Raw genomic sequence first — 22,452 nt, forward strand, 5'->3', positions numbered from 1 at the left:
TAACGGTAAAATGGGGTCATTTAACGGCGAATATTACTGAAAAAATTACTTATATCAATTTCTTCTTACTTAAATAAGTAAGCTTATTATGTAAGATTTTAGCGAAAAACCTAGGGTAAATATCCAATCAATTGATAAAAAAGTATTATTTATATTTCTTCATTGTTAATACTTTTAACATAGTATAAATTACTATATTATTTTTTAGCCCTTGCTATATCTATAGCAGGTTGAAAAAGTAACCAATTATGAACTTAAACACCTACTTAAACAATCTATTTCGATGAAACACTGCATCACATTTGTATTTTTTTTGCTCATATTTTCGGATATCGCCTGTGCACAAACAGAATTACAGCCTTGGGGAAACCTCGATGGTATTCGCAAAGGTGGCCAGCTATTCAGTTTTGAATCGTCGTTAACGATAATTGATAAGGGATGGACCAGGAACTCAAGCACCCGCAAAGAAGCGCAACAACCCAAATACACCAGGGATGGGAACAAACAAATTGTAAATACAGCAATTGATAGTTTATTACTGGTTGAAACTGTAAAAGATGCAGGCAACGGGAAGGCAAAAATCAAAATTGAAGCTACTGCAAAAAGTGATATGACCATCGAAGGTGTGTTTTTTAAGTTAAACCTTCCTACTACCTACAATAATGGTTCTATAACTGCAAAGGGTAGCTCTATTTCATATAATATTGCTCAGCTAAGACCAGAGAATCTTAAGATTATCTCCAAAGAAATTACTGTTATAAATGCCAGACAGCAACTAAAGTTTAGCTTTAAAGATGCAGCATCATTTATTATAAAAAAGAACAGCAACGGTACTGAACTTTATGTACCTGTACAAACCGGCAATATTGCAAAAGGCCAGAATACTACACAGGAATTTACCATAAGCGTTTCGGGTGAAACAAATAAAAAACCAGTGCAGGTTAGATTAGATGCAGGTAACCAGGGCCGGGTGTTTGTAGGCTTCGGTGGCAATTTCCGCCTGCAAAAGCCAGATACAGACCCTGAGGTTATTGATTATTGCCTAAACAATATGCGAGTTGCTTGGGGACGGGTGGAAATGCCTTTCGCTCAATGGCAACCTGAGAAAGACATTGATCCACTATTGCAAGACCCAAACGGTAATCTTAATGCCCATGTACGCGAATCGATGGAAATGGCGCAACGCCTGCAACGCATCGGCATGCCCATTATACTAACATCATGGAATGCACCAAAATGGGCTATCATTGGCGAGCCGCATTATCGCCAACCTAAACCGGGCGAACAATGGGGGAATTCACTTAACCCGGAGAATATGCAGGCTACCTATAAATCAATAACCGATTACATTGTTTATTTGAAAGATAAGTTCGGTGTTGACGTTAGCTTATTTTCATTTAACGAATCGGATTTAGGTATTAACGTACGTGTAACCGCCCAGGAGCACAATACTTTAATCAAGGGACTCGGTGCTTATTTTGTATCAAGAGGTTTAAAAACTAAAATGCTACTGGGTGATAACTCTGATGCCACTACTTACGAGTTTATTTATCCCGCTTTGAATGACCCAGATGCGAGGCCATATATTGGTGCTATTTCATTCCACTCTTGGCGTGGTTGGAAAACCGAAACCCTACAAAAATGGGCCGATGCTGCTAAAAAGATCAATGCACCGCTTATTGTTGGCGAAGGTAGTATTGATGCTGCTGCCTGGAACTACCCTGACATATTTCAGGAGCAAACGTATGCTATTGAGGAAATTAACCTTTACCTACGCTTATTAAAAATTTGTGAACCCATCACCATATTGCAATGGCAACTTACAGCCGATTATTCGCCCTTAATTGGTGGCGGTATTTTTGGCAATAATGAGCCCTTGCATCCTGGCCAACGTTTTTGGAATTTGAAACAACTGGCATCAACACCTAAAAACTCGATTTATATTGCTGCCCAAGCCGATCAGGAGGATGTGACCTGCGCAGCTTTAATCAATAGCCAAACAGATGATGCAACTGTACATCTGATAAACAATGGCGCTAAACGCGGTTTCATAATATCAGGCTTACCTAAAACCCACAAAAAGTTAGTGTTATACATTACATCAACCAAACTATCGATGAAAAAGAGATCGAAAATTGAGGTTGTAAATGGCGAAGCACACTTCACATTACCGGCCGTTTGCTTTGCAAGTTTGATGACTGAATAAACAAAATCAGACAAGTCTGTCTGTTTTTACAATTACATGATCTTGTAATCAGACAGACTTGTCTGTTTTGTTGTAACTTTGCTTTCATATTCAATTAAGCAGTATGAAAGAGCTGGCAGGAGTAAAAGAACGGATCATGACAACGGCCTGCCGTTTGTTTTATGAACAGGGTTACCAGGCTACCGGTATTAACCAGATTATTGACGAGGCACAGATTGCGAAATCGAGCCTATACCAGCATTTTGCCTCAAAAGAATTATTGCTGAACGAATACCTGTTAACACACAAAGATCAATGGCAGGTTGAAATCGACGAGTTTACAGGCTGTTTGCCCGATGGTAAAGAAAAATTGCTGGCATTTTTCGACTTTAGAAAATGGCGGTTGGAACGAAATCATTTTAAAGGCTGCACATTTTCACGCGTGGTGTATGAATTGCCAAATCTGAATGAAAGCTCTGCTGATATTATCCGCACTCACAAAAACACCATTAAAACATTTATTGGCGAACAGTTAAAGGCTATTAAAAGCCCTTACCCGAAAGAGGATTTAGACGAAATGACCGGCATGATCTTTAACTTGTCGGAAGGTGCGGTTCTGCAATCAACACTGTTTAATACTTCCCAACCGCTGGACGATTCTAAAAAAGTGGTCGCTCATCTGCTTCAAAACATTTAAAATTTTATCTACCCTATTCATCATTAACTTATATCATTATGCAAACAGACCTGGCACCCTCAACACCTGTTTCTACAGTTGAGAAATTTCCCTGGCTTATTCTTTTCACTATACTTTTGGCTCCGCTAATCACCGTTATAGACGTGTTTATCATGAATGTGAGCCTGCCTACCATACAAGGTTATTTTCATGCATCAGATGCAGCGGTACAAGGCATTATTGCCTCTTACCTGGTTGGTTACTCTGTATTTTTAATTACAGGCAGCCGTGCCGGTGATCATTTTGGCCGTAAGAAAGTTTTTATGGGTGGTTTATTTGTTTTCACCGTTGCCTCTGCCCTTTGCGGTTATGCAGGTAGTATTGAGCAGCTCATTATTTTCCGCTTTTTGCAAGGTATTGCTGCAGGTTTTGCAGTACCGCAAACCGTAACGCTTATTCAACTTAACTTTAAACATGGCGAATATCGAAGCAAAGCTTTAGGCTATTACGGCATTACTCTGGGTATAGCATCGGTAATGGGCCAGTTTTTGGGTGGCTATTTTGTTACTGCCCATTGGATGCACGAGCCCTGGCGTTTAATATTTTTGATCAACGTACCTATTGGTGTAATTGCGGTTACTATGGCAACCTTCTTTATCCCCGAATCGAAGATCATTAAAAAAGCGAACTTCGATATGGGCGGTGTACTGTTGCTTACAGCCGGGCTATCAGCGCTTATTTACCCTATCATCCAAGGCCGCGAACTGGGCTGGCCTGCGTGGACATTTGAGTTGCTGGCTGTTTCTTTCCTTATTCTTTTTGCCTTTGTTCGCTATCAATACAACCGTATAAAAAAGGAGAAGAGTGCTCTACTACCCTTGCACCTGTTCAAGATCAGGAGCTTTAATTTAGGTCTGGGTATGGTGTTCTTTTACTTTGCCTTGTTCAGCGCATTTCTGTTATCATGTGCATTATTTTTGCAAACCGGGCACCATGTTGACCCATTGACTTCAGCCAGCTATTTTGTGATACTGGGTTTTGCATTTATGTTCTCATCGCACTGGTCTATCAAAAATGCCTCAAAATTCGGTACTGGCCTATTGCAGATCGCTTGTTTATTGCTCATCATTTCGTTCGCCACGCAATTGATATGGTTTAAAGATAGCATCCCTTTTGTAGCCATCATTGTAACCTTTGTATGTTATGGTTTGGGCGCAGGTATGCTGGTACCATCATTTTTGAAAATTGCATTAAAAGATGTGCCGCATGATCAGGCGGGAGTAGCCAGTGGCATTTATTCTACAGTACAGCAGTTTTCATCTGCTTTGGGGGTGAGTATGATTGGTGGGGTATTCTTTTATGTAACACATCAAAAAGGAAACTTTGATGCCGGGTATCATGCTGCATTATATTGCCTGATGGGATATGCTTTTGCTGTATTGGCACTACTTTTTGTATTCCAAAAAACAGACCATCACAAAGGAGCTTTATAAATTACGGCCTATATAGTTATATAATAAAAGAAAATGTCTTCCCACACCAGGAAGGCATTTTCACTAACTGACTATAAAGAACGGTTGTGTTATTGTTTTCGATTGATAATAAAGCCATTTGTTACAGCATCCATACCAATTTTTGGATAATATTCCATAGCGGTTGCTGCAGATAGTAATAACATCATGCATTGGTCGCCCAATGTTTCTTTGGTTAAGTACACTAATTTTTTACCAATACCTTCTTTTTGATACTCCAGTTTTACCGCTAAATCGGCCAGGTAACTGCTATAGTAAAAGTCGGTTAAGGTACGCGATACCCCTACCAGCAGATCGCCATCCCAGGCGGTAATTACCAGGTTGGAGTTTTCGTAGATCTTACCAATCCGCTCCGCGTCATCTGTAGGGCGTTTCAGTCCGGCACTATTATATAAATCGATAATTTGTTGTGTGGTAGGCTTAACATCGGTTTTGTAGGTGATATTCATATTCGTTAGGTTATTCTGGTTTTCTATCTGTTGTTATACCCACGCGGTTCCAGGCATTCATGGCAATAACAGCCATCATTACTTCTGTAGTATATTGTTGGCCAAGCAGGTTAATAGCATTATCGTAAACCGCATCACTTACACCAGTGCTTATCAGTGTTATAGCTTCGGCTAAAGCTAATATAGCCTGTTCTTCTGCCGTAAAAAAATCAGTATCCCGCCAAACAGCTAATAAATGGATCCGCTGACCGCGTTCGCCATACGATAAAGCATCTTTAATATGCTTATCGAGACAGTATGCACACCCATTAATTTGCGATATTCTGATCTTGATAAGTTCCGCATGAGTTTTAGTCAGTGAGCTTTCGGCCAAATAACGTTCGAAGGCCATCATGGTATTAAATGCTTTTGGATCGACCTCTCTAAGTATTTTACGTTTAGACATGTATTAATTATTGATGTATATACCAAACATACGTGCCGTCAGGACTACCTATATCGTCCAGAATTAAAAAACAAGATAGTCCAGCTATCTTATAATTCCTTATTTTCTTCATAAGAAAATATTGATATATTTGAGTTAGTGTATTCTGCACTAAAAACCTGAGTTATTTTAATATTGATGATTGCTGTGAGAGATAAGTTATTGCTATGCATTGCATTGCTATTTACTGTAGTTAGTGTACGGGCGCAAGGTAACCAGTTTCAGTTCTCGCACCTCGATATTAATAATGGCCTTTCTCATAACCAGGTAAACTGCATTTTAAAAGACAAAATGGGCTTTATGTGGTTCGGCACTGCATCTGGCTTAAATAAATACGATGGTTATAAGTTCAAAGTTTTCAAACATTCGGTAAGCGATACCACCAGCCTTGATGATGATTTTATTATCAGCATGGCTGAAGGCCCCGACAATAAGCTTTGGGTACAAACACGTAACGGCTTCAACATTTACGACCCTGCCACAGAAAGATTCAGCCATAATGTTAGAGGGTATTTAAAAACCATAAACATACCTGATTCATACCTTGCATTTTTAAGAAGCGATAAGCAAGGTAATTATTGGTTTCTGCATGTTAACCAGGGGATATGGCTTTATAACCCTTTATTGCACCAAACCATACACTTTAAGCATACCGCAAATAGCACATCCATCCATGCCAATTCGGTGGCCGATATGTCGCAGGATTCTAAAGGCAATATCTGGCTGGCTTACGCCGATGGTATGCTCGAGAAACTCGATCCGCATAAAAACTACCAGGTTGTTTACCGCTCGCAATTGTTTAGCGCATTGCCGGCTGGGGTTAATAACAGTTACAAAATTTTTATAGATAAACAGGATGATATCTGGGCCTTTGTGCCCTCCTATTCATCAGGCGTATATTACTTTAACCCGGTTAAAAATATTTGCAGGCATATTGATAAGGGGGCTGGCAATACGCATTTGAATACAGATGTGATATCAAACGTAATTCAGCAAGATAAAAATCACATCTGGGTTGCTACCGACCATGGCGGCATAAACATTCTTGATAAAAGGGATTTTACCATCACCTACCTCCTTAACCGCGAGGACGATAATAAAACCATCGCCCAAAACACCACGGTAGTTATTTATAAGGACGATACAGATATCATCTGGATAGGTACCTACAAGCACGGTATCAGCTATTACCACCCAAATATTATTAAGTTTACGCATTACACGCACCACCCCTCCGATCCAACAAGTATCAGCTTTAGCGACATTAACTGCTTTGCCGAAGACCAGTTACACAACCTTTGGATAGGCACCAACGGCGGCGGATTAATTTACTTCGACCGCAAAAGAGGTACGTTTAAAACTTACCTGCACGATACCAATAATAAAAACAGCCTCACCAATAATGTAATTGTGTACATGTACCTGGATCACGACCAGAAACTGTGGATTGGTACTTATTTTGGTGGAATGGATTGTTTTGACGGCAAAACCTTTACCCATTACAAACACAGCAATAACCCCAACACTATATCGGAAGACCGGGTTTGTGCCATTTACGAAGACTCCGGGCATCATATATGGGTTGGCACCCTGGCCGGTGGTTTGAACGAGTTTGACCGGGAAACCGGGAAATTTTATAACAAGATCACCAATAAACCAGATGGTATCCACTCCAACTATGTGAGCGCTATTTTAGAAGACAGGCAGAAAAACCTGTGGGTGGTAACCTCTTATGGGGTAGATGTATTGCTTAAGAAAACTGGCAAGTTTATGCACTATATCCATGATGAGCATAACCCTAACAGCCTGATTAATAATAACACTAATAATATTTTACAGGATAGCCGTGGCTTAATCTGGATTAGTACCCGCGAAGGCATCAGCATTTTTAACCCGGCCACAGGTAAGTTCACCAATATTTACAAACAGGACGGCCTGCCTGACAACACGGTTATTGATATGCACGAAACCGACAGGCATACGGTTTGGGTGAGTACCACAAACGGGCTTTCTAAAATCATGATATCGCAGATAGGCGGTGCGTTAAAGTTTCATTTTCTCAATTACAATGAAAGCGATGGTTTGCAGGGGCACGAGTTTAATGAAAACTCATCCTACAAAACCAGGGCAGGGGAACTGGTATTTGGTGGCGCCAACGGCTTTAACCTGTTTAAGCCTTCGGAAATGTATATGAATACCGATGTGCCGAAAATTTTGTTTACAGATTTCAATGTATTTAACCAGCAGGTTGGTGTTGGCGAGAAAGTAATGGGTCGGGTGGTTTTACCAAAATCTATCACCGGGTCAGACTCTATCGAGTTAAAATACAATGTCAACGTATTCTCCATCACATTTGCAGCGCTTAATTACTTTAGCCCCGATAAGGTAAAGTACCAATATATGATGAGTGGCTTCGACAAAAACTGGATCAATGCTGATAACAAGATCCGAACAGCTACCTACACCAATCTCGACCCTGGCGAATACACATTTAAAGTACGTGCCACCAATAACGATTACTGGAATAATAAAGTAAAAATATTACATATCAGCGTATTGCCCCCTTTCTGGAAAACAACCTGGGCTTATTTATTTTATACGCTTGCTTCTATCGGTCTGTTGTTCTTCATTCGCAAACGTGGTATTGATAAATTGAAACTACAGTTTACCATTGAAAAAGAACGTGAAGAAGCCCGCCGCATGCACGAATTGGATTTAATGAAGATCAAATTCTTTACCAATGTAAGCCACGAGTTCCGTACGCCGTTATCACTCATTATGGCCCCGGTTGATAAGCTGATGAAACAAGCCAAAGATGCCGATCTGCAACGCCAGTTAGAACTCATTAACCGCAATGCTAAACGCCTGCTGCACATGGTAAACCAGTTGCTCGATTTCCGCAAAATGGAATATCAGGAATTGCAGCTGCATACCAAAACGGGCAATATCATCCGGTATATTAAAGACCTGTGCGATTCGTTTAATGACATTGCATATCAAAAAAGCATCGTTTTTATATTTGATAGCGAGGTTGATCAATTTTACACCCCATTCGATCATGATAAAGTTGAGCGCATTATATTCAATCTGCTTTCAAACGCCTACAAGTTTACACAGACAGGCGGCCAGGTTAGTGTATTGCTTAATTTGATACCCGATGAAGAAGAAACTGATTCATTTACACTCGAAATTAAAGTGATGGATACCGGTATTGGTATCCCGGCCGAAAAACAGCACCGCATTTTCGAACCTTTCTTTCAGAATGACATACCAGGTTCTATGCTTAACCAGGGCAGCGGCATTGGCTTATCAATCAGCAAAGAATTTGTGAAGCTACATAATGGTGAAATTTCTGTGGAGAGCGAGCCTGGACAAGGCAGTTGCTTTACCGTAAGCCTGAAATTGGTACAGGCTGATGATTCTTTATTAGTTGACCTGCCCCTGGAAATTGTACACGAGGATATAGAACTTATAGAACCATATCATTTTATCCCAGAACAACCCGAAAGCAAGAAAGAACGTAAAGACACCAAAAAACTCACCGTATTATTGGTAGAAGATAATGAAGATTTCAGGTTTTATTTAAAGGATAACCTGAAAGATTCTTTCAACATCATCGAAGCAGAAAACGGTAAGAAAGGTTGGCAGAAAGCCCTCGCCCAGCACCCAAACCTGATTGTGAGCGACATCAGTATGCCCGAAATGAATGGCAGTGATTTATGCATCAAGATCAAGAATGATCCACGTACCACGCACATCCCGGTGATTCTGCTTACCGCACTTACCGGCGAAGAACAACAATTGAAAGGCCTGGAAACCGGTGCTACGGATTACATGACCAAGCCGTTCAATTTCGAGATCCTGCAATCCAAGATCCGCAACATCCTGTATCAGCAGGAAACCATGCGCAAAACCTATCAGAAACAGGTAGAAGCCAACCCAACCGAAATGCAGGTTGAATCGCCGGACGAATTGTTTATTAAAAAAGTACTGGTACTGATCGATAACAATATATCGAACCCTAATTTCTCGGTAGAAGAACTCAGCTCGGAAATGTATGTGAGCCGGTATACTCTTTACAAAAAGATCCTGACCCTAACCGGCAAAACACCTAACGAACTGGTACGCTCTATGCGGATGAAACGAGCCGTGCAATTGCTGGAAAGCGGACACTTAACCATCTCACAAATTTGCCACAAAGTAGGCTTCAAGAGCCAAAAGTATTTTGTAAAATTATTTAAGGCCGAGTTTAACACCATTCCATCCAAATACCTCGAAAGCGTTGAACAGGAGTAAGCTTTAAAAGCGCGATTTTCGGGCCTCAAATGTCATCATATTTTAACATGGGCAATGTTTAAATATGCTTAGGTATTGTTTAAATAATACCAAAAGGGTACACATTTGTGTCTATCCAACACCTTATTATTAGTTTAATAAATTGAAAATCAATATATTAAACAAAGTTGACATTTGTACCCCTATTTTTACACAACCTAAAATTGTATAACCCATAGTTTTAGTGATGAATTACGAACCGTTTATCCTCTTGTAAACTTATTCTTATTTAAAACCGTCGTTAATGGCAACCGTCAGCCCTTTTGTGGAATCGATTGCATATATCACGTTTATGACAAGAAATGGGTCTTCAACCGGAAGAGAAATAGCTCGTAAGCCAATTAAAAATCAATTATCAACTAAGTTAAATTATGGGAAAATTTTTACGAATAGCATTGCTGTTTGTTTTCTGCATGTACCTATGCTCCTCAGTCAGGGCACAAGGCAATGCCACCACAATCAGAGGAACCGTGTACGACGACAAGGGCATTGCCCTACCGGGCGTAACCGTTACTATTAAGAACAGTAAAGGCAACGGTATTACAGGGGTAGACGGTAGGTACAGTATCAATGTACCCGCAACGGCCCAAACACTTATTTATACATTTATTGGTATGCAACGCCAGGAAGTGGCCATCAACGGGCGTACCACCATAGATGTAACTTTAAAAACAACCTCCACTACCCTATCAGATGTGGTTGTAGTAGGTATCGGCTACGGTACCCAGAGAAGGCAGGATATTAACGGTGCCATTTCATCGGTATCAGCCGCGCAAATTGCCGACATTCCGCAACCCAGCGTTGACCAGATGCTGCAAGGTAAAGCTGCGGGTATCACCGTAACTCAAAACTCAGGCGCACCGGGTAGCTCAACCTCAATTCACGTTCGTGGTATTACATCATTTGGCGCAAGTGAGCCTTTGTATGTAATTGACGGGGTTGAGATACAGGGTAACGCCGGTACACAAGCCTTAAACTCGCCGGGTAGCAGTAACCAGGAAGTAAGCGTGAGCCCATTGGCTATGCTTAACCCTACAGACATTGCATCAATCGACATTTTGAAAGATGCTTCTGCTACCGCAATTTACGGTAGCCGTGGTGCCAACGGTGTAATTATCATCACCACCAAAAGAGGAAAAGCAGGCCAGGCACATATCACTTATGATGGTTATGCTGGCTGGCAGCAACAAGGTAAGTTTTTAGATATGATGAACTTACAGCAATACGCCACTTTAGAAAATCAGTTAGCAGTTGCTTATCGGATAACCCCGCGGTCTGAATTTGCTGACCCTAGCATTTTAGGCCCGGGTACCGATTGGCAGAAACAGATTTTCAGCACAGCTTTTATGCAGAACCACAATATCTCTGTATCAGGCGGTACTGATAAATCAGACTATTATGTATCTGGCGGTTATTTAGACCAGGATGGTACCATTTTAGGTTTTAACTTTAAGCGTTACTCATTCCGTGGCGTAGTAAATTCACAAGCTAAAAGCTGGTTAAAAATCGGTTCAACCTTTGGGGCAAGCCGCAGCGAGCAACACATGTCGTTAGGTGATAACAGCGGTATTATTTATAATGCCTTGTTAGCTGCTCCAGATCAGGCGGTGTACAATGCTGACGGAAGCTTTGCAGGCCCTTACGTAACACCCGAAGGTACCCGCGAAGGTGGTTTAAACCCAATTCAGCAGGCATCAGCTGTTAGCAATACCTTAACCCGCAGTAATGTAACCGGTAATATGTATGCCGAAATCAAATTCTTTAAAGATCTGACCTTAAGATCTGAAATTGACGGCGATTTTAACTGGAGCAACGCACAAACGTTTAATCCTACTTATAGCTACGGGGCTACAGGTACACCAACACAGTACCTGATCAGCAACCCAACGGCTACGTTAAACCGTTTAATTGGCAACAGTACTTACTGGAGCTGGAAAGAATATTTTAATTACAACCACACCTGGGGACGCCACTCGTTATCAGCATTAGCAGGCCGCGAGGTTTGGGAATCTCAGTATGATAACGTTCCGCTTTCGGGCTCAAATTTCATTGCCGGTAATAACGTGCAAAGTATTGCACTGGCCAACTCGGTAGCATCAAGCATCCCCGAAAATAAGAACAGCCAGGTAATGGAGTCGTATTTGGCACGTGTTATCTACACCTTCAACAACAAGTACAGTGTTACGGCAAACATCCGTAGCGATAAAACTTCAAACTTTGCCGAAGGACACCAAACCGGTTACTTCCCGGGTGTTGCTGCATCATGGAGATTGTCTGACGAGTCATTTATGTCGGGCATTAAAGATGTTGTCAACAACATTAAAATTCGTGGAGGCTATGGTACAACAGGTAACTCAAACGTACCCACTTATGTATACGGTGCTGGCCTTAAAGCTGTACCAACCGCATTTGGTACAGGTTACATCGTAGCTAACGTAGCCAATCCCAACCTAAAATGGGAAACAGCGATCCAGAAAGACATCGGTGTTGATTTCACCTTATTTAACCGTATTGATGGTAGCTTCGATTACTACGATAAAACATCAAAAAACTTTCTGTTCCAAAAGCCATTACCTAACTTTTTGTTAGGCGGCCCTAACGAGTATGGTGATAACCCGGCTGGTATTGCCGCACCGTATATCAACGCCGGCGAAATTGGCAACAAAGGTATCGAGGTAACTTTAAATAGCAGAAATATCTCGACTAAAAACTTTAAATGGAATACTACTTTAACCTTTAGCCATTATGTGAATAAAGTATTATCATTGAATGGTGCTCCGGCCATTAACCAGTCAATTACCACTGCTTATGTTACTTTACCGGTTACCAGCACCATTGTTGGCGCACCAATCGGCGAGTTTTATGGTTACAAAGTACAGGGTGTTGTAAAAACCCAGGCGCAATTACAATACCTGGCTACCCACCCGCAAAACGTGGCGGGTTTTAACCAGGTGGTTACTAACGATCCAAGCAATCAGCAATCTATCTGGCTGGGCGACTTACAGTATGAGGATACCAACCATGATGGTAAAGTTGATGCCAATGACCGTGTACCATTGGGCAACCCCAACCCTACTTTTACCTATGGTTTCACCAACACATTTAACTACAAAGATTTCGATCTGTCTATCTTCTTCTACGGATCATACGGTGGTAAAATCCTGAACGTGTTAGAATATCAAACTTCTGGTTTAGCCAGTATGTATCAGAACCAATTGGCTTCGGCTATTAACTACTGGTCGCCAACTAACCCTAATTCAAATATCCCTGCCCCACGTTCTGGTATCACCAACCCTAACCTGGTAATGTCTGACCGCTTTTTGGAGAGTGCTTCATTCCTGCGCTTGCAAAACGTACGCTTAGGCTATAACCTACCGGCCAGATGGGCAACCAAAATTGACGTAACCAACTTAAAGGTGTATGTGAGCGGCCAAAACCTGTTTGTAATTACCAAGTATCCAGGCCTCGACCCTGAAGTAGGTTCATTTAACCAGAACCCTACTTTAATGAACCTTGACCTGGGCAGATATCCGGCTCCGCGTGTTTGGACAGTTGGGGTTAATGTACAGTTTTAACATTTAAGAGATTTTGAAATGAAAAAGCATTTAAAATATATATTAAGCGCAGCCGCAGTAGTTATAACAGCTACGGGTTGTAAGAAAGAGTTTTTTAACCGCCCACCCGAATCGGCCACAACGGTTGGTAACTATTACCAGACCGAGGCTCAGGTAAATGCCAGCACCAATGGCCTATATGGTTCGCCATGGTTTGGCTGGAACAATAAATCGGGCTGGGCTATCACCGAGATGGCAAGCGGTAACGGCCGTTCATGGTCGTCTGATGTAAGTGCGTTTGGCAACTTCTCCGTTCCAAACACCAATTCAGAGATTCTGGCAGCCTGGGATTCTCCTTATACGGTTATTGCACAATGTAACGGTATCATTAACAACTTACCTACTACAGTGCCTGCATCTGTTTCGAGAGCAGCAGTAAATAACGCTTTAGGCGAGGCGCACTTAATGCGTGCCACAGCTTACTTCTATCTCGTACGTGTTTTCGGTGCGGTTCCGTTGATTGAGAACCCTTTGGATGCTGTAGACAATTTCCAAACCATCCCGTTAAACCCTGTAACTGATGTATATAAGTTTATGATCCGTGATTTGCAGTTTGCAGAGGCTAATTGCTATGCAGGTGTTGCTACAACAGGGCACGGTTCAAGTGGTTCTGCATCGGCTATGATGGCTAAGGTTTACCTGTACATGCAGGATTATGCCAATGCACAAAAAGAAGCCGAAAAAGTAATTAACAGCGGTGAATTTACCCTGTTACCAAAGTTTAACGATTTGTTCTTAACTGCAAATAACAATAACAAAGAGTCTATCCTGGCGATGCAATGGATATATAACGGCGGTTACGATTATGGTAACTCTATCCAGGCATCATGGGCGTTTAGCAGCACTATTACAGGTACCGGTGATGGTTATGGTACTATGGGCCCAACATTTGATTTACAGGATGCATTTAAAGCCGAAGGCGGCGACAGCACCCGCAGGCATGCTACTTATATGTTACCGGGAAGCTACTATGCCGAAATTAACCAGGCGCAAGGTGGTTATACTTTACCATTAAGCGCAAGCTCACAAGGTACACATGCCGAGCCTAAAAAGTATGTAGTAGGTACACCTGCAGATAATGCCAATAAAGGCAACGCACAGGCTACCGCCAATAACACTTACATTATGCGCTATGCTGATGTTTTATTAATTGAGGCTGAAGCTATTTTAGGCCAATCTGCTAATCCGGGTGTAGGTCATGGTATTTCAATGACTGCATCAACCAGCGATGCTAATGCATTAAAATACTTTAACATGGTTAGGGTGCGTGCCGGTGTACCTGCGGTTACATCGTTCACCTATAGCGACCTGCTAAGAGAAAGACGTTTGGAGTTTGCTTTAGAACAGGATTACTGGTTTGATTTATGCCGTATTGATGGCTTTAACGTTACCTCACATCCTATTGCTATCGGTATTATCAGTAAGCAAGACAGGGGCGACGCAAGTGGAGGTACTGCAGCAGCTAATTACCTCGATTATGTACGTTATGGCGATGGTTATTATACACCTACTGATGCCAACTTCCTTTTCCCTATACCAGTAACCGAAACTGCGGCCGATCCTTACCTGTTGAAAGCCCCGGTTCCATACACATTTAAATAAGTGATAAAGAAATTGATATGAAAACGATCTTAAACATAAAATATCACCTTGTACTGGCAGGCTTGCTGATACTGGGTTTAGCATCCTGTAAAAAGGACGATAATGGCGGCGTTGGTGGCACCACTGGCGGCAAAGGTGCGCCTACCATTACCAGTGTGCGCACGGTAAATAAAACGCTTAATGATACGGTTACAGCTACCTATACCACTTACGATTCGAAAGGTAACGCTACCACAACCACATCATCAAACCCAACAACCCAAATAGTAGCGTTTGATTCAACCACCACAACTGGTAAACTGGGGAACTATTATGCGGTTATGGGTAGCAATTTGGGTAGCACCACTACTATTCAGTTAAATGGTGTATCTATCTATTTTAACCGTGCGCTTAATTCAGATAATACGGTAATATTTAATATCCCATCTACTGTGCCTTACGTGCAGCCACAACCCAATACATTAGTTATAACTACGCTTTACGGCAGTGTTACCTATAAATTTACAGTATTGCCACCGGCACCAACTGTAGTTTCGGTATCAGACTATAACTTCGTTGAAGGCCGACAGCTTACGCTAACAGGTTCGGGGCTTAGTTCGGTAACGGCAGTTGCGCTTAAAGGGACCACAGTATCAGCAACTATTGTGTCTAAATCAGACAAACAACTGGTTATTAAAATGCCTGCAACCACAGCATCAAGAGCAACCTTATTGTTTAGCTATACTTCAGGCAGCAACACATTGCAGGCAGCTACCACACAGGAGTTTGTTGACATTGATAACAACTACGCAGTTTTCGCTAAAGACGCTTTCCAAAATTCATGGGCTGATAATTCATGGTCGGGGCCATCTGGTGTGGTAACCGGGCCTTCTGTATCTGGTACTAAATCTTTGAAGGCCACCTATCCGGCTGGGGGCTGGCAAATTGAAGGCTGGGCCAACTGGTACCCAAGCTTCCCTTATGATGCTGCTTACAAATTCTTAACTTTCTGGGTTAAGGGTGGTACGGTTGATCACGTATTAAATATCCAAGGAGATAAAATGGCAAATGGCTACGGGCAAAACCAAACCAGCACACCGGTAAAAGTACCGGCCAATGTGTGGACTTACGTTAAAATTCCGCTTGATCCGCCTTCGGCAACTGTGGCAGACAATGCAACAACGCTTAACTTCTGGAAAACCGGAACCCCTGCCCAACAGCTTGGTTTCTTCCTGAAAGGCCAGACCGGCGATGTTAATGAAACCATGTACTTCGACGAAGTATTGTTCGTAAAATAATAAGGTAGCGAAATTTCAATACCCCATTATATGAGATAACAGTTGATTAATTTTAGGTTTATTAGCCCTCATTTGTTAGCGATAACAATGGGGGCTTTTTATTTTGTTGCGAATGAAATGATATTGAAAAGAGAGTAGGTTATTTAATAAAAAGGAGATTTTACTTTATTTAAGCCAGCACGCTGTATGTCTGAGATTGCTTCCCCGAAGTAAATTCGGGACAGGCAGTACCTCGCAACGACGAGCTTTCTTTAACAAAAAAGGGTTCCGATAAATCGAAACCCTTTTTCAAAACTAACAGATAATAGCTTATTCACCCATGTGAAGCCAATCTTTTTTAGCCAGTAATTCTTCTTCGCTTTCGCGGATATCTTCGTCGTCAACACAACAATCAACAGGGCAAACAGCTGCACACTGAGGCTCATCGTGGAAACCCACGCACTCGGTACATTTATCAGGAACAATGTAGTATATATCGTCAGACAGGGCCGCCTGGGTTTCTTCTGCGTTTAGCGTGTTGCCATCGCCAAAATCAATAACCCCGCGTAAACCTGTTCCGTCCGAAAAGCGCCACGCTGCGCCAGCGTCATAAATAGCGTTATTCGGGCATTCCGGTTCACATGCCCCGCAGTTTATACATTCGTCGGTGATTTTGATCGCCATAATTATTATATTCTTATTATCTGAGTTACCTTTGTATTTTCGGAAATACAACTGCAAATATAACAAAAAAGCTTTTCGGGGGTTTAAAAATCCTCATAGTATATGACTTTGATCGACAAAAATTACATAATAAACGTATTTACTACTCTTGGCCAGCGCTTATTATCGCCCGATGAAACACTTTCGGCCGTAATAAACAACGAACACTACCATAATGCATGGTTTACACAAACCAGTGTAATGCAAGCTGTTAAAGCCGCCGGGGCAATGCTAAATGACCTTGACATTGAACTTTGGCTCAATAAATATCAACACCTGCCACACAGCCCAAAACGTATCGGTTTAATATTAGCAGGTAATATCCCGATGGTAGGCTTCCATGATATTATTTGCGTGCTGGCTACCGGTAATATTGCACTGATCAAGCTTTCTTCTCAGGATTCGCGCCTCATTCGCCATGTTTTACAAATGTTGGTAGAGATTGCACCCGAACTTTCAGAACAAATCATTTTCACCGAGCGACTGACAGATTTCGACGCTGTTATAGCCACAGGCAGCAATAATACATCGCGATACTTCGATTATTATTTCGGTAAAGTGCCTAACATTATCCGCAAGAACAGAAATAGTGTTGCCATGATCAGCGGTTATGAAACATCGGAAGAACTGACCCGCCTCGGTCATGATATTTTTGATTACTATGGCTTAGGGTGCCGTAATGTATCGAGCATGCTGGTACCGCGCGATTATGATTTTGTGCCGTTTTTTGAAGCCATTGAAGAATATCACCCAATAGGCGATCATCATAAATACCACAACAATTACGATTACAACAAGGCCATATATTTGGTAAACCGTGATAAGCATTTAGACAATGGCTTTTTATTGATTAAAGAAGACGAGCGTTTGGCCTCTCCCCTAGCCGTAACGTTTTACCAGTATTATGATACCCTTGATTCGGCCATTGAAACCTTGAATAACCGTAGCGAAGACATTCAATGCGTGGTAAGCCAGATGAAGTTGGATATTAAGAGCCAGGTAGTGCCATTTGGCCAAAGCCAGTACCCGCAATTGTGGGATTATGCTGATGGGATTGATACGATGCAATTCTTGTCAAATCTGTAATAGTTGATGGCCAATAGATCATAGTTCATGATGAGCTACACTTGTCAAATCTTAAATAGTTCATGGGTAAAAGATCATAGTTGATAGTAACGCTCCTCTTGCCAAATCTTTAAAATAACGATACCTTTGATTTGTGATGAATCACGGTTAAAGCTTTCTGTTTCTTACTATGAACCATGATCTATTAACTATGAACCATCAACAACAAACAAGAGCTAAAAATGTACATTATAAAAGTAAAAGGCGTTGCCAAAATACCAGACTATGTACAGCTGCGCGACGAAAAGTTTACGCTGCTGGCTTATTTCCGTGTAGACAGGCCTGAGAAATCGCTCGATAAGGTAGGTTTGGGCGATAAAGCCGACTACATTATGGATTTGGTGAGAGAACTGCCTTTTGGACAAATTTTAAAACTCGAACTCTAATTAAGATGATTGGAAACTCCATTATAAAACTTCAAAACGTCGACATATTTCAGCAAAAGCACCTGGTACTGTCGAATGTAAATCTGCATGTTGATAAAGGTGATTTTGTATGGCTTATTGGCCAAACAGGTTCGGGTAAAAGCAGCTTGCTGAAGATCATCTACGGTGATTTAAATATTTCATCGGGCGAAGGTACTGCCTGCGGTTACCAGCTTAAAAACCTGGCGTCTAAAGATGTTCCTTTCCTGCGCCGTAAACTGGGAATCGTGTTCCAGGATTTTCAATTACTAACAGATCGTACCGTTGAACAAAACCTGCATTTTGTAATGAAAGCCACCGGTTGGACCGACAAAAAGCTGATTGCCGACAAAACGATGGACGTGCTGGAGAAAGTAGGCCTGCGCTCTAAGGTGAGAAAAATGCCTCACGAACTTTCGGGCGGCGAGCAGCAACGTGTGGTTATTGCGCGTGCACTGTTAAACGATCCGGAAATTATCCTGGCCGATGAGCCTACCGGTAACTTAGATCCGGATACTTCAGAAGAAATTGTAATGCTGCTGAAACAGATCAGCCAATCGGGCACGGCCGTGTTAATTGCCACGCACGATTACCATATTATCCGAGCCTTTCCATCACGCATCATTAAATGCGAAAATGGCAAGGTATTGGAAGATGCGCAAATAGCGTAATTGGACGAAAAGAGGAAGGACAAAAGACAATGGACAGGAGGCTTGACAAGAAGTCTTTCATCCTTTCTCTTTTGTCCTTCTATCCAATAACTGCCACTCAAAAACTGCCACTACAACACACTTCTGCCACTTTGAAACTGCTACCCTTGTAAAATATGACAAGGTGACGGAGTTCGCACAATGGCAGGATACTTGATTTGCACTCATTGAATATGAATTTTAAGAACATGCTGAGGAAGCAAAAAACTGCCAAGGCATCTCAAAATAAGAATAACGTGACTACAGAAAACACCGAACAAAACGAAAATCCACTTGCAGACGAGTTAAACATTGACCCCAATGCACCAGTGATTGAAGACGCCCAGGATGCAACTCCGGGTTTATCAGCAGAAGAAAAATTAAAAGCCGACCTGGTAAGCGCTAACGATAAGTACCTGCGCCTGTATGCCGAGTTCGACAACTTCCGTCGCCGTACTACTAAAGAACGCGCTGAAGAAAGACTGGCTGCCGGTAAAGATACCATTGTTGCAATGTTACCTGTGCTTGATGATTTTGAACGTGCCCTTAAAGCCATGGAAACCGCTACTGATGTAATACCTGTTAAAGAAGGTGTTGCACTGGTACAAAACAAATTAAAAAGCATACTTGGTGCTAAAGGCCTTAAAGAAATGGAAACCAAAGGTACCGAATTTGATGCCGATATCCACGAAGGTATTACCACCATCCCCGCACCAACCGATGCCCTAAAAGGCAAGGTAATTGACGAATTAGAAAAAGGTTACTACCTGAATGATAAGGTAATCCGTTTTGCTAAAGTGGTGATAGGAGCATAAGTTTAGTTATTAAGTTTATTAAGTTATTGGGTTATTGAGGCAAATTGTTGTGGTTTTAGTACTAACAACTTAATAACCCAATAACTTAATAACTCAAAATATTATGGCAAAAAGAGATTATTACGATATACTGGGTGTTAGCAAAGGTGCGCCTGCTGATGAGGTAAAAAAGGCTTACCGCAAAATGGCCATTAAATACCACCCGGATAAAAACCCGGGCGATAAGGAAGCGGAAGAAAGCTTTAAAGAAGCGGCCGAAGCTTACGAAGTACTAAGCAACCCCGAAAAACGCCAGCGTTACGACCAGTTTGGCCACTCTGCAAATGCAGGTTCGGCATCTGGCGGTTATGGTGGCGGCGGCATGGATATGAACGACATATTCAGCCAGTTTGGCGATATTTTTGGCGGCGGCAGCCCGTTCGAAGGTTTCTTCGGTGGCGGCGGTGGCCGTCAGGGCAATGGCGGTGGCCGTCGTGTAGCACGTGGCAGCAACCTGCGCATTAAAGTAAAGCTAACACTTGAAGAAATTGCCAACGGTGCCGAAAAGAAAATTAAGGTAAACAAACAAGTGATCTGTAAAACCTGCGAAGGTACAGGCGCTAAAGATAAATCGGCATTTCAAACCTGCTCTACCTGTGGTGGTTCGGGTGCTGTTCGCCGGGTAACCAATACTATTCTTGGCCAGATGCAAACTACCAGCACTTGCCCTACCTGTAATGGCGAAGGTTCTGTAATTACTTCAAAATGTAACGTATGCCATGGTGATGGCGTTGTGCGTGGCGAAGAAACCATCAGCATTAACATCCCTGCCGGTGTAAGCGAAGGCATGCAGTTAAGCATGAGCGGTAAAGGTAATGCAGCCCCTCGTGGTGGCGTACCGGGCGATCTGATTATTTTGATCGAAGAGATACCTCACGAGACTTTGAAACGCGATGGTAACAACATCATCTACGATCTGCACATTAACTTTGTTGATGCTGCACTAGGATCGAGCGTTGAAGTGCCAACCATCGATGGTAAAGCCAAGATCAAAATTGATCCGGGAACACAAGGTGGTAAAATATTAAGACTGAAAGGCAAAGGTGTGCCGGAGGTAAACTCATACCATCGCGGCGATCAGTTAGTCCACATTAACATCTGGACCCCTAAAGCCCTAAGCCGCGAAGAACGCGAAACTTTAGAAAAATTGCAGGGTTCACCAAACTTCAAACCTAATCCGGGCAAAAACGAAAAAAGCTTTTTCGAACGGATGAAGGAATATTTTGAGTAAAGGTTGAAGGATAGAATCAAGAAGCGAGAATCAGGAATCAAGACCTGATCCTAAAATAAAAATGGCCGAAGTAAAACTTCGGCCATTTTTATTTTAACACATTTTGTCATTGCGAGGAGGAACCACGTGGGCAACCAACCGTAGGGAGCTCATTAATACCGATGAAACAAACACCTCATTAATAATCTCGTCGCACGTATAGCCGACATGATTATTCGCTCTGTATAGCTACGAGATTACCACGCTATCGCTCGCAATGACAAATTTTATATACCCTACGCTCAATGACAAAATGTGTATATCCCTAAAATAATTCTTACCATTGTAACAATAAAACCTACTGTCTCTCTAATTAAACATTACTAATAAACCAAAACTATCTCCATGCTTAGTATTCGCAACATTGTGAAACAATATGCCGGTCATACGGCGCTGAGCGATGTAAGTTTAGAAGTTGAACAAGGCAAAATATTTGGTCTGCTTGGGCCTAATGGTGCCGGTAAAACTTCGCTTATCCGCATTATAAACCAGATTACCGCACCCGATTCGGGCGAAGTATACTTTGATGGCGTAAAGCTTAACCAATCGCACATTGAGCGTATTGGCTATTTACCTGAAGAGCGTGGTTTGTACAAGAAAATGGAGATCGGCGAACAACTGGTTTACCTGGCCCGCCTGAAAGGCCTAAGCCGCGAAGAGGCTCGCAAACGCATTAAATATTGGTTCGAAAAATTACAGATAGAAAGCTGGTGGAATAAAAAGGTTGAAGAACTCTCGAAAGGTATGCAACAGAAAGCCCAGTTTGTGGCCACCGTATTGCACGAACCTGATTTGCTGATACTGGACGAACCGTTCAGTGGATTTGACCCTGTTAATGCGGAGACCATCAAAGATGAAATCCTGGAGTTGAATAAGAAAGGCGCAACTATCGTATTCTCAACCCACCGTATGGAATCTGTCGAGGAGCTTTGCCATTCTATCGCACTCATTCATAAATCGCATAAAATACTGGATGGCAAGGTTCGTGATATCCGTAACTCGTATCGTAACAATACCTATTTAATCGAATACAGTGGTAATAAAATAGAGGCAGCAGGCAGCGAACCGTTTGATCTGTTACACGAATCTGCAACAGAGGACACGCACACCATCCGCGTGCAGTTAAAGCCTGGAAGCAACTCTAATGATGTACTGCAATACCTGATTCCCAAGGTGCACATCATGAACCTGCAAGAAGTTATCCCAAGTATGAACGAAGTGTTTATTGAAAAAGTTAGTCAAATAGGTTAAGCC

Annotated in this window: 16 protein-coding genes; 13 read left to right on the forward strand and 3 right to left on the reverse strand. The window is 42.0% G+C overall.

Features of this window, described 5'->3' with window-relative positions; genetic code table 11:
- Window positions 1-283: 283 nt before the first annotated feature.
- The 3 genes from PQO05_RS18550 (at window position 284) to PQO05_RS18560 (ending at window position 4,354) form a co-directional block, all read left to right on the forward strand.
- Window positions 284-2,206, forward strand: a complete 1,923-nt coding sequence (locus tag PQO05_RS18550; RefSeq protein ID WP_273628934.1) for a glycoside hydrolase — start codon at window positions 284-286, stop codon at window positions 2,204-2,206.
- Between the two features lie 103 nt (window positions 2,207-2,309).
- Window positions 2,310-2,882, forward strand: a complete 573-nt coding sequence (locus PQO05_RS18555) for a TetR/AcrR family transcriptional regulator (RefSeq protein ID WP_273628935.1) — start codon at window positions 2,310-2,312, stop codon at window positions 2,880-2,882.
- A gap of 38 nt (window positions 2,883-2,920) precedes the next feature.
- On the forward strand, window positions 2,921-4,354 hold the full coding sequence (locus tag PQO05_RS18560; RefSeq protein WP_273628936.1) for an MFS transporter: 1,434 nt from the start codon (window positions 2,921-2,923) through the stop codon (window positions 4,352-4,354).
- Between the two features lie 89 nt (window positions 4,355-4,443).
- Here the strand turns inward: PQO05_RS18560 and PQO05_RS18565 are convergent, their stop codons facing one another.
- Both PQO05_RS18565 and PQO05_RS18570 read right to left on the reverse strand, forming a co-directional pair.
- On the reverse strand, window positions 4,444-4,842 hold the full coding sequence (locus PQO05_RS18565) for a GNAT family N-acetyltransferase (protein ID WP_273628937.1): 399 nt from the start codon (window positions 4,840-4,842) through the stop codon (window positions 4,444-4,446).
- A 10-nt stretch (window positions 4,843-4,852) separates the two neighbouring features.
- A complete protein-coding gene (locus PQO05_RS18570; RefSeq protein WP_273628938.1) occupies window positions 4,853-5,287 on the reverse strand; it encodes a carboxymuconolactone decarboxylase family protein in 435 nt (144 codons plus the stop codon).
- 177 nt (window positions 5,288-5,464) lie between these two features.
- Here PQO05_RS18570 and PQO05_RS18575 point away from each other — a divergent pair, with 177 nt between their 5' ends.
- The 4 genes from PQO05_RS18575 (at window position 5,465) to PQO05_RS18590 (ending at window position 16,154) form a co-directional block, all read left to right on the forward strand.
- Window positions 5,465-9,622 carry a hybrid sensor histidine kinase/response regulator transcription factor gene (locus tag PQO05_RS18575; RefSeq protein ID WP_273628939.1) on the forward strand — a complete coding sequence of 1,386 codons (4,158 nt, stop codon included), beginning with the start codon at window positions 5,465-5,467 and terminating at the stop codon, window positions 9,620-9,622.
- A 410-nt stretch (window positions 9,623-10,032) separates the two neighbouring features.
- The gene (locus PQO05_RS18580) at window positions 10,033-13,236 is read left to right on the forward strand and encodes a SusC/RagA family TonB-linked outer membrane protein (protein WP_273628940.1); all 3,204 of its coding nucleotides are present in this window, start codon (window positions 10,033-10,035) and stop codon (window positions 13,234-13,236) included.
- 18 nt (window positions 13,237-13,254) lie between these two features.
- Window positions 13,255-14,877 carry a RagB/SusD family nutrient uptake outer membrane protein gene (locus PQO05_RS18585; protein ID WP_273628941.1) on the forward strand — a complete coding sequence of 541 codons (1,623 nt, stop codon included), beginning with the start codon at window positions 13,255-13,257 and terminating at the stop codon, window positions 14,875-14,877.
- A 17-nt stretch (window positions 14,878-14,894) separates the two neighbouring features.
- Complete coding sequence (locus tag PQO05_RS18590) at window positions 14,895-16,154, forward strand: cell shape determination protein CcmA (protein ID WP_273628942.1); 1,260 nt, start codon at window positions 14,895-14,897, stop codon at window positions 16,152-16,154.
- A gap of 309 nt (window positions 16,155-16,463) precedes the next feature.
- On the opposite strand, the gene PQO05_RS18595 is transcribed toward PQO05_RS18590, so the two are convergent.
- Window positions 16,464-16,817, reverse strand: a complete 354-nt coding sequence (locus tag PQO05_RS18595; protein WP_174313634.1) for a 4Fe-4S dicluster domain-containing protein — start codon at window positions 16,815-16,817, stop codon at window positions 16,464-16,466.
- Between the two features lie 102 nt (window positions 16,818-16,919).
- Here PQO05_RS18595 and PQO05_RS18600 point away from each other — a divergent pair, with 102 nt between their 5' ends.
- The 6 genes from PQO05_RS18600 (at window position 16,920) to PQO05_RS18625 (ending at window position 22,449) form a co-directional block, all read left to right on the forward strand.
- Window positions 16,920-17,942, forward strand: coding sequence for an aldehyde dehydrogenase family protein (locus tag PQO05_RS18600; protein WP_273628943.1), 1,023 nt, complete (start codon window positions 16,920-16,922; stop codon window positions 17,940-17,942).
- Window positions 17,943-18,163: 221 nt separating this feature from the next.
- The gene (locus PQO05_RS18605; protein ID WP_273628944.1) at window positions 18,164-18,367 is read left to right on the forward strand and encodes a fructose-6-phosphate aldolase; all 204 of its coding nucleotides are present in this window, start codon (window positions 18,164-18,166) and stop codon (window positions 18,365-18,367) included.
- A 5-nt stretch (window positions 18,368-18,372) separates the two neighbouring features.
- Complete coding sequence (locus tag PQO05_RS18610; protein WP_273628945.1) at window positions 18,373-19,056, forward strand: cell division ATP-binding protein FtsE; 684 nt, start codon at window positions 18,373-18,375, stop codon at window positions 19,054-19,056.
- 212 nt (window positions 19,057-19,268) lie between these two features.
- Window positions 19,269-19,889, forward strand: coding sequence for a nucleotide exchange factor GrpE (locus tag PQO05_RS18615; RefSeq protein WP_273628946.1), 621 nt, complete (start codon window positions 19,269-19,271; stop codon window positions 19,887-19,889).
- Between the two features lie 103 nt (window positions 19,890-19,992).
- Window positions 19,993-21,159 (forward strand): molecular chaperone DnaJ, encoded by a 1,167-nt coding sequence (gene dnaJ, locus PQO05_RS18620; RefSeq protein WP_273628947.1) that lies wholly within the window; start codon window positions 19,993-19,995, stop codon window positions 21,157-21,159.
- A 384-nt stretch (window positions 21,160-21,543) separates the two neighbouring features.
- The gene (locus tag PQO05_RS18625) at window positions 21,544-22,449 is read left to right on the forward strand and encodes an ABC transporter ATP-binding protein (RefSeq protein ID WP_273628948.1); all 906 of its coding nucleotides are present in this window, start codon (window positions 21,544-21,546) and stop codon (window positions 22,447-22,449) included.
- Window positions 22,450-22,452 lie beyond the last annotated feature (3 nt).

The organism is Mucilaginibacter jinjuensis, from assembly GCF_028596025.1.
Lineage (GTDB): Bacteria > Bacteroidota > Bacteroidia > Sphingobacteriales > Sphingobacteriaceae > Mucilaginibacter > Mucilaginibacter jinjuensis.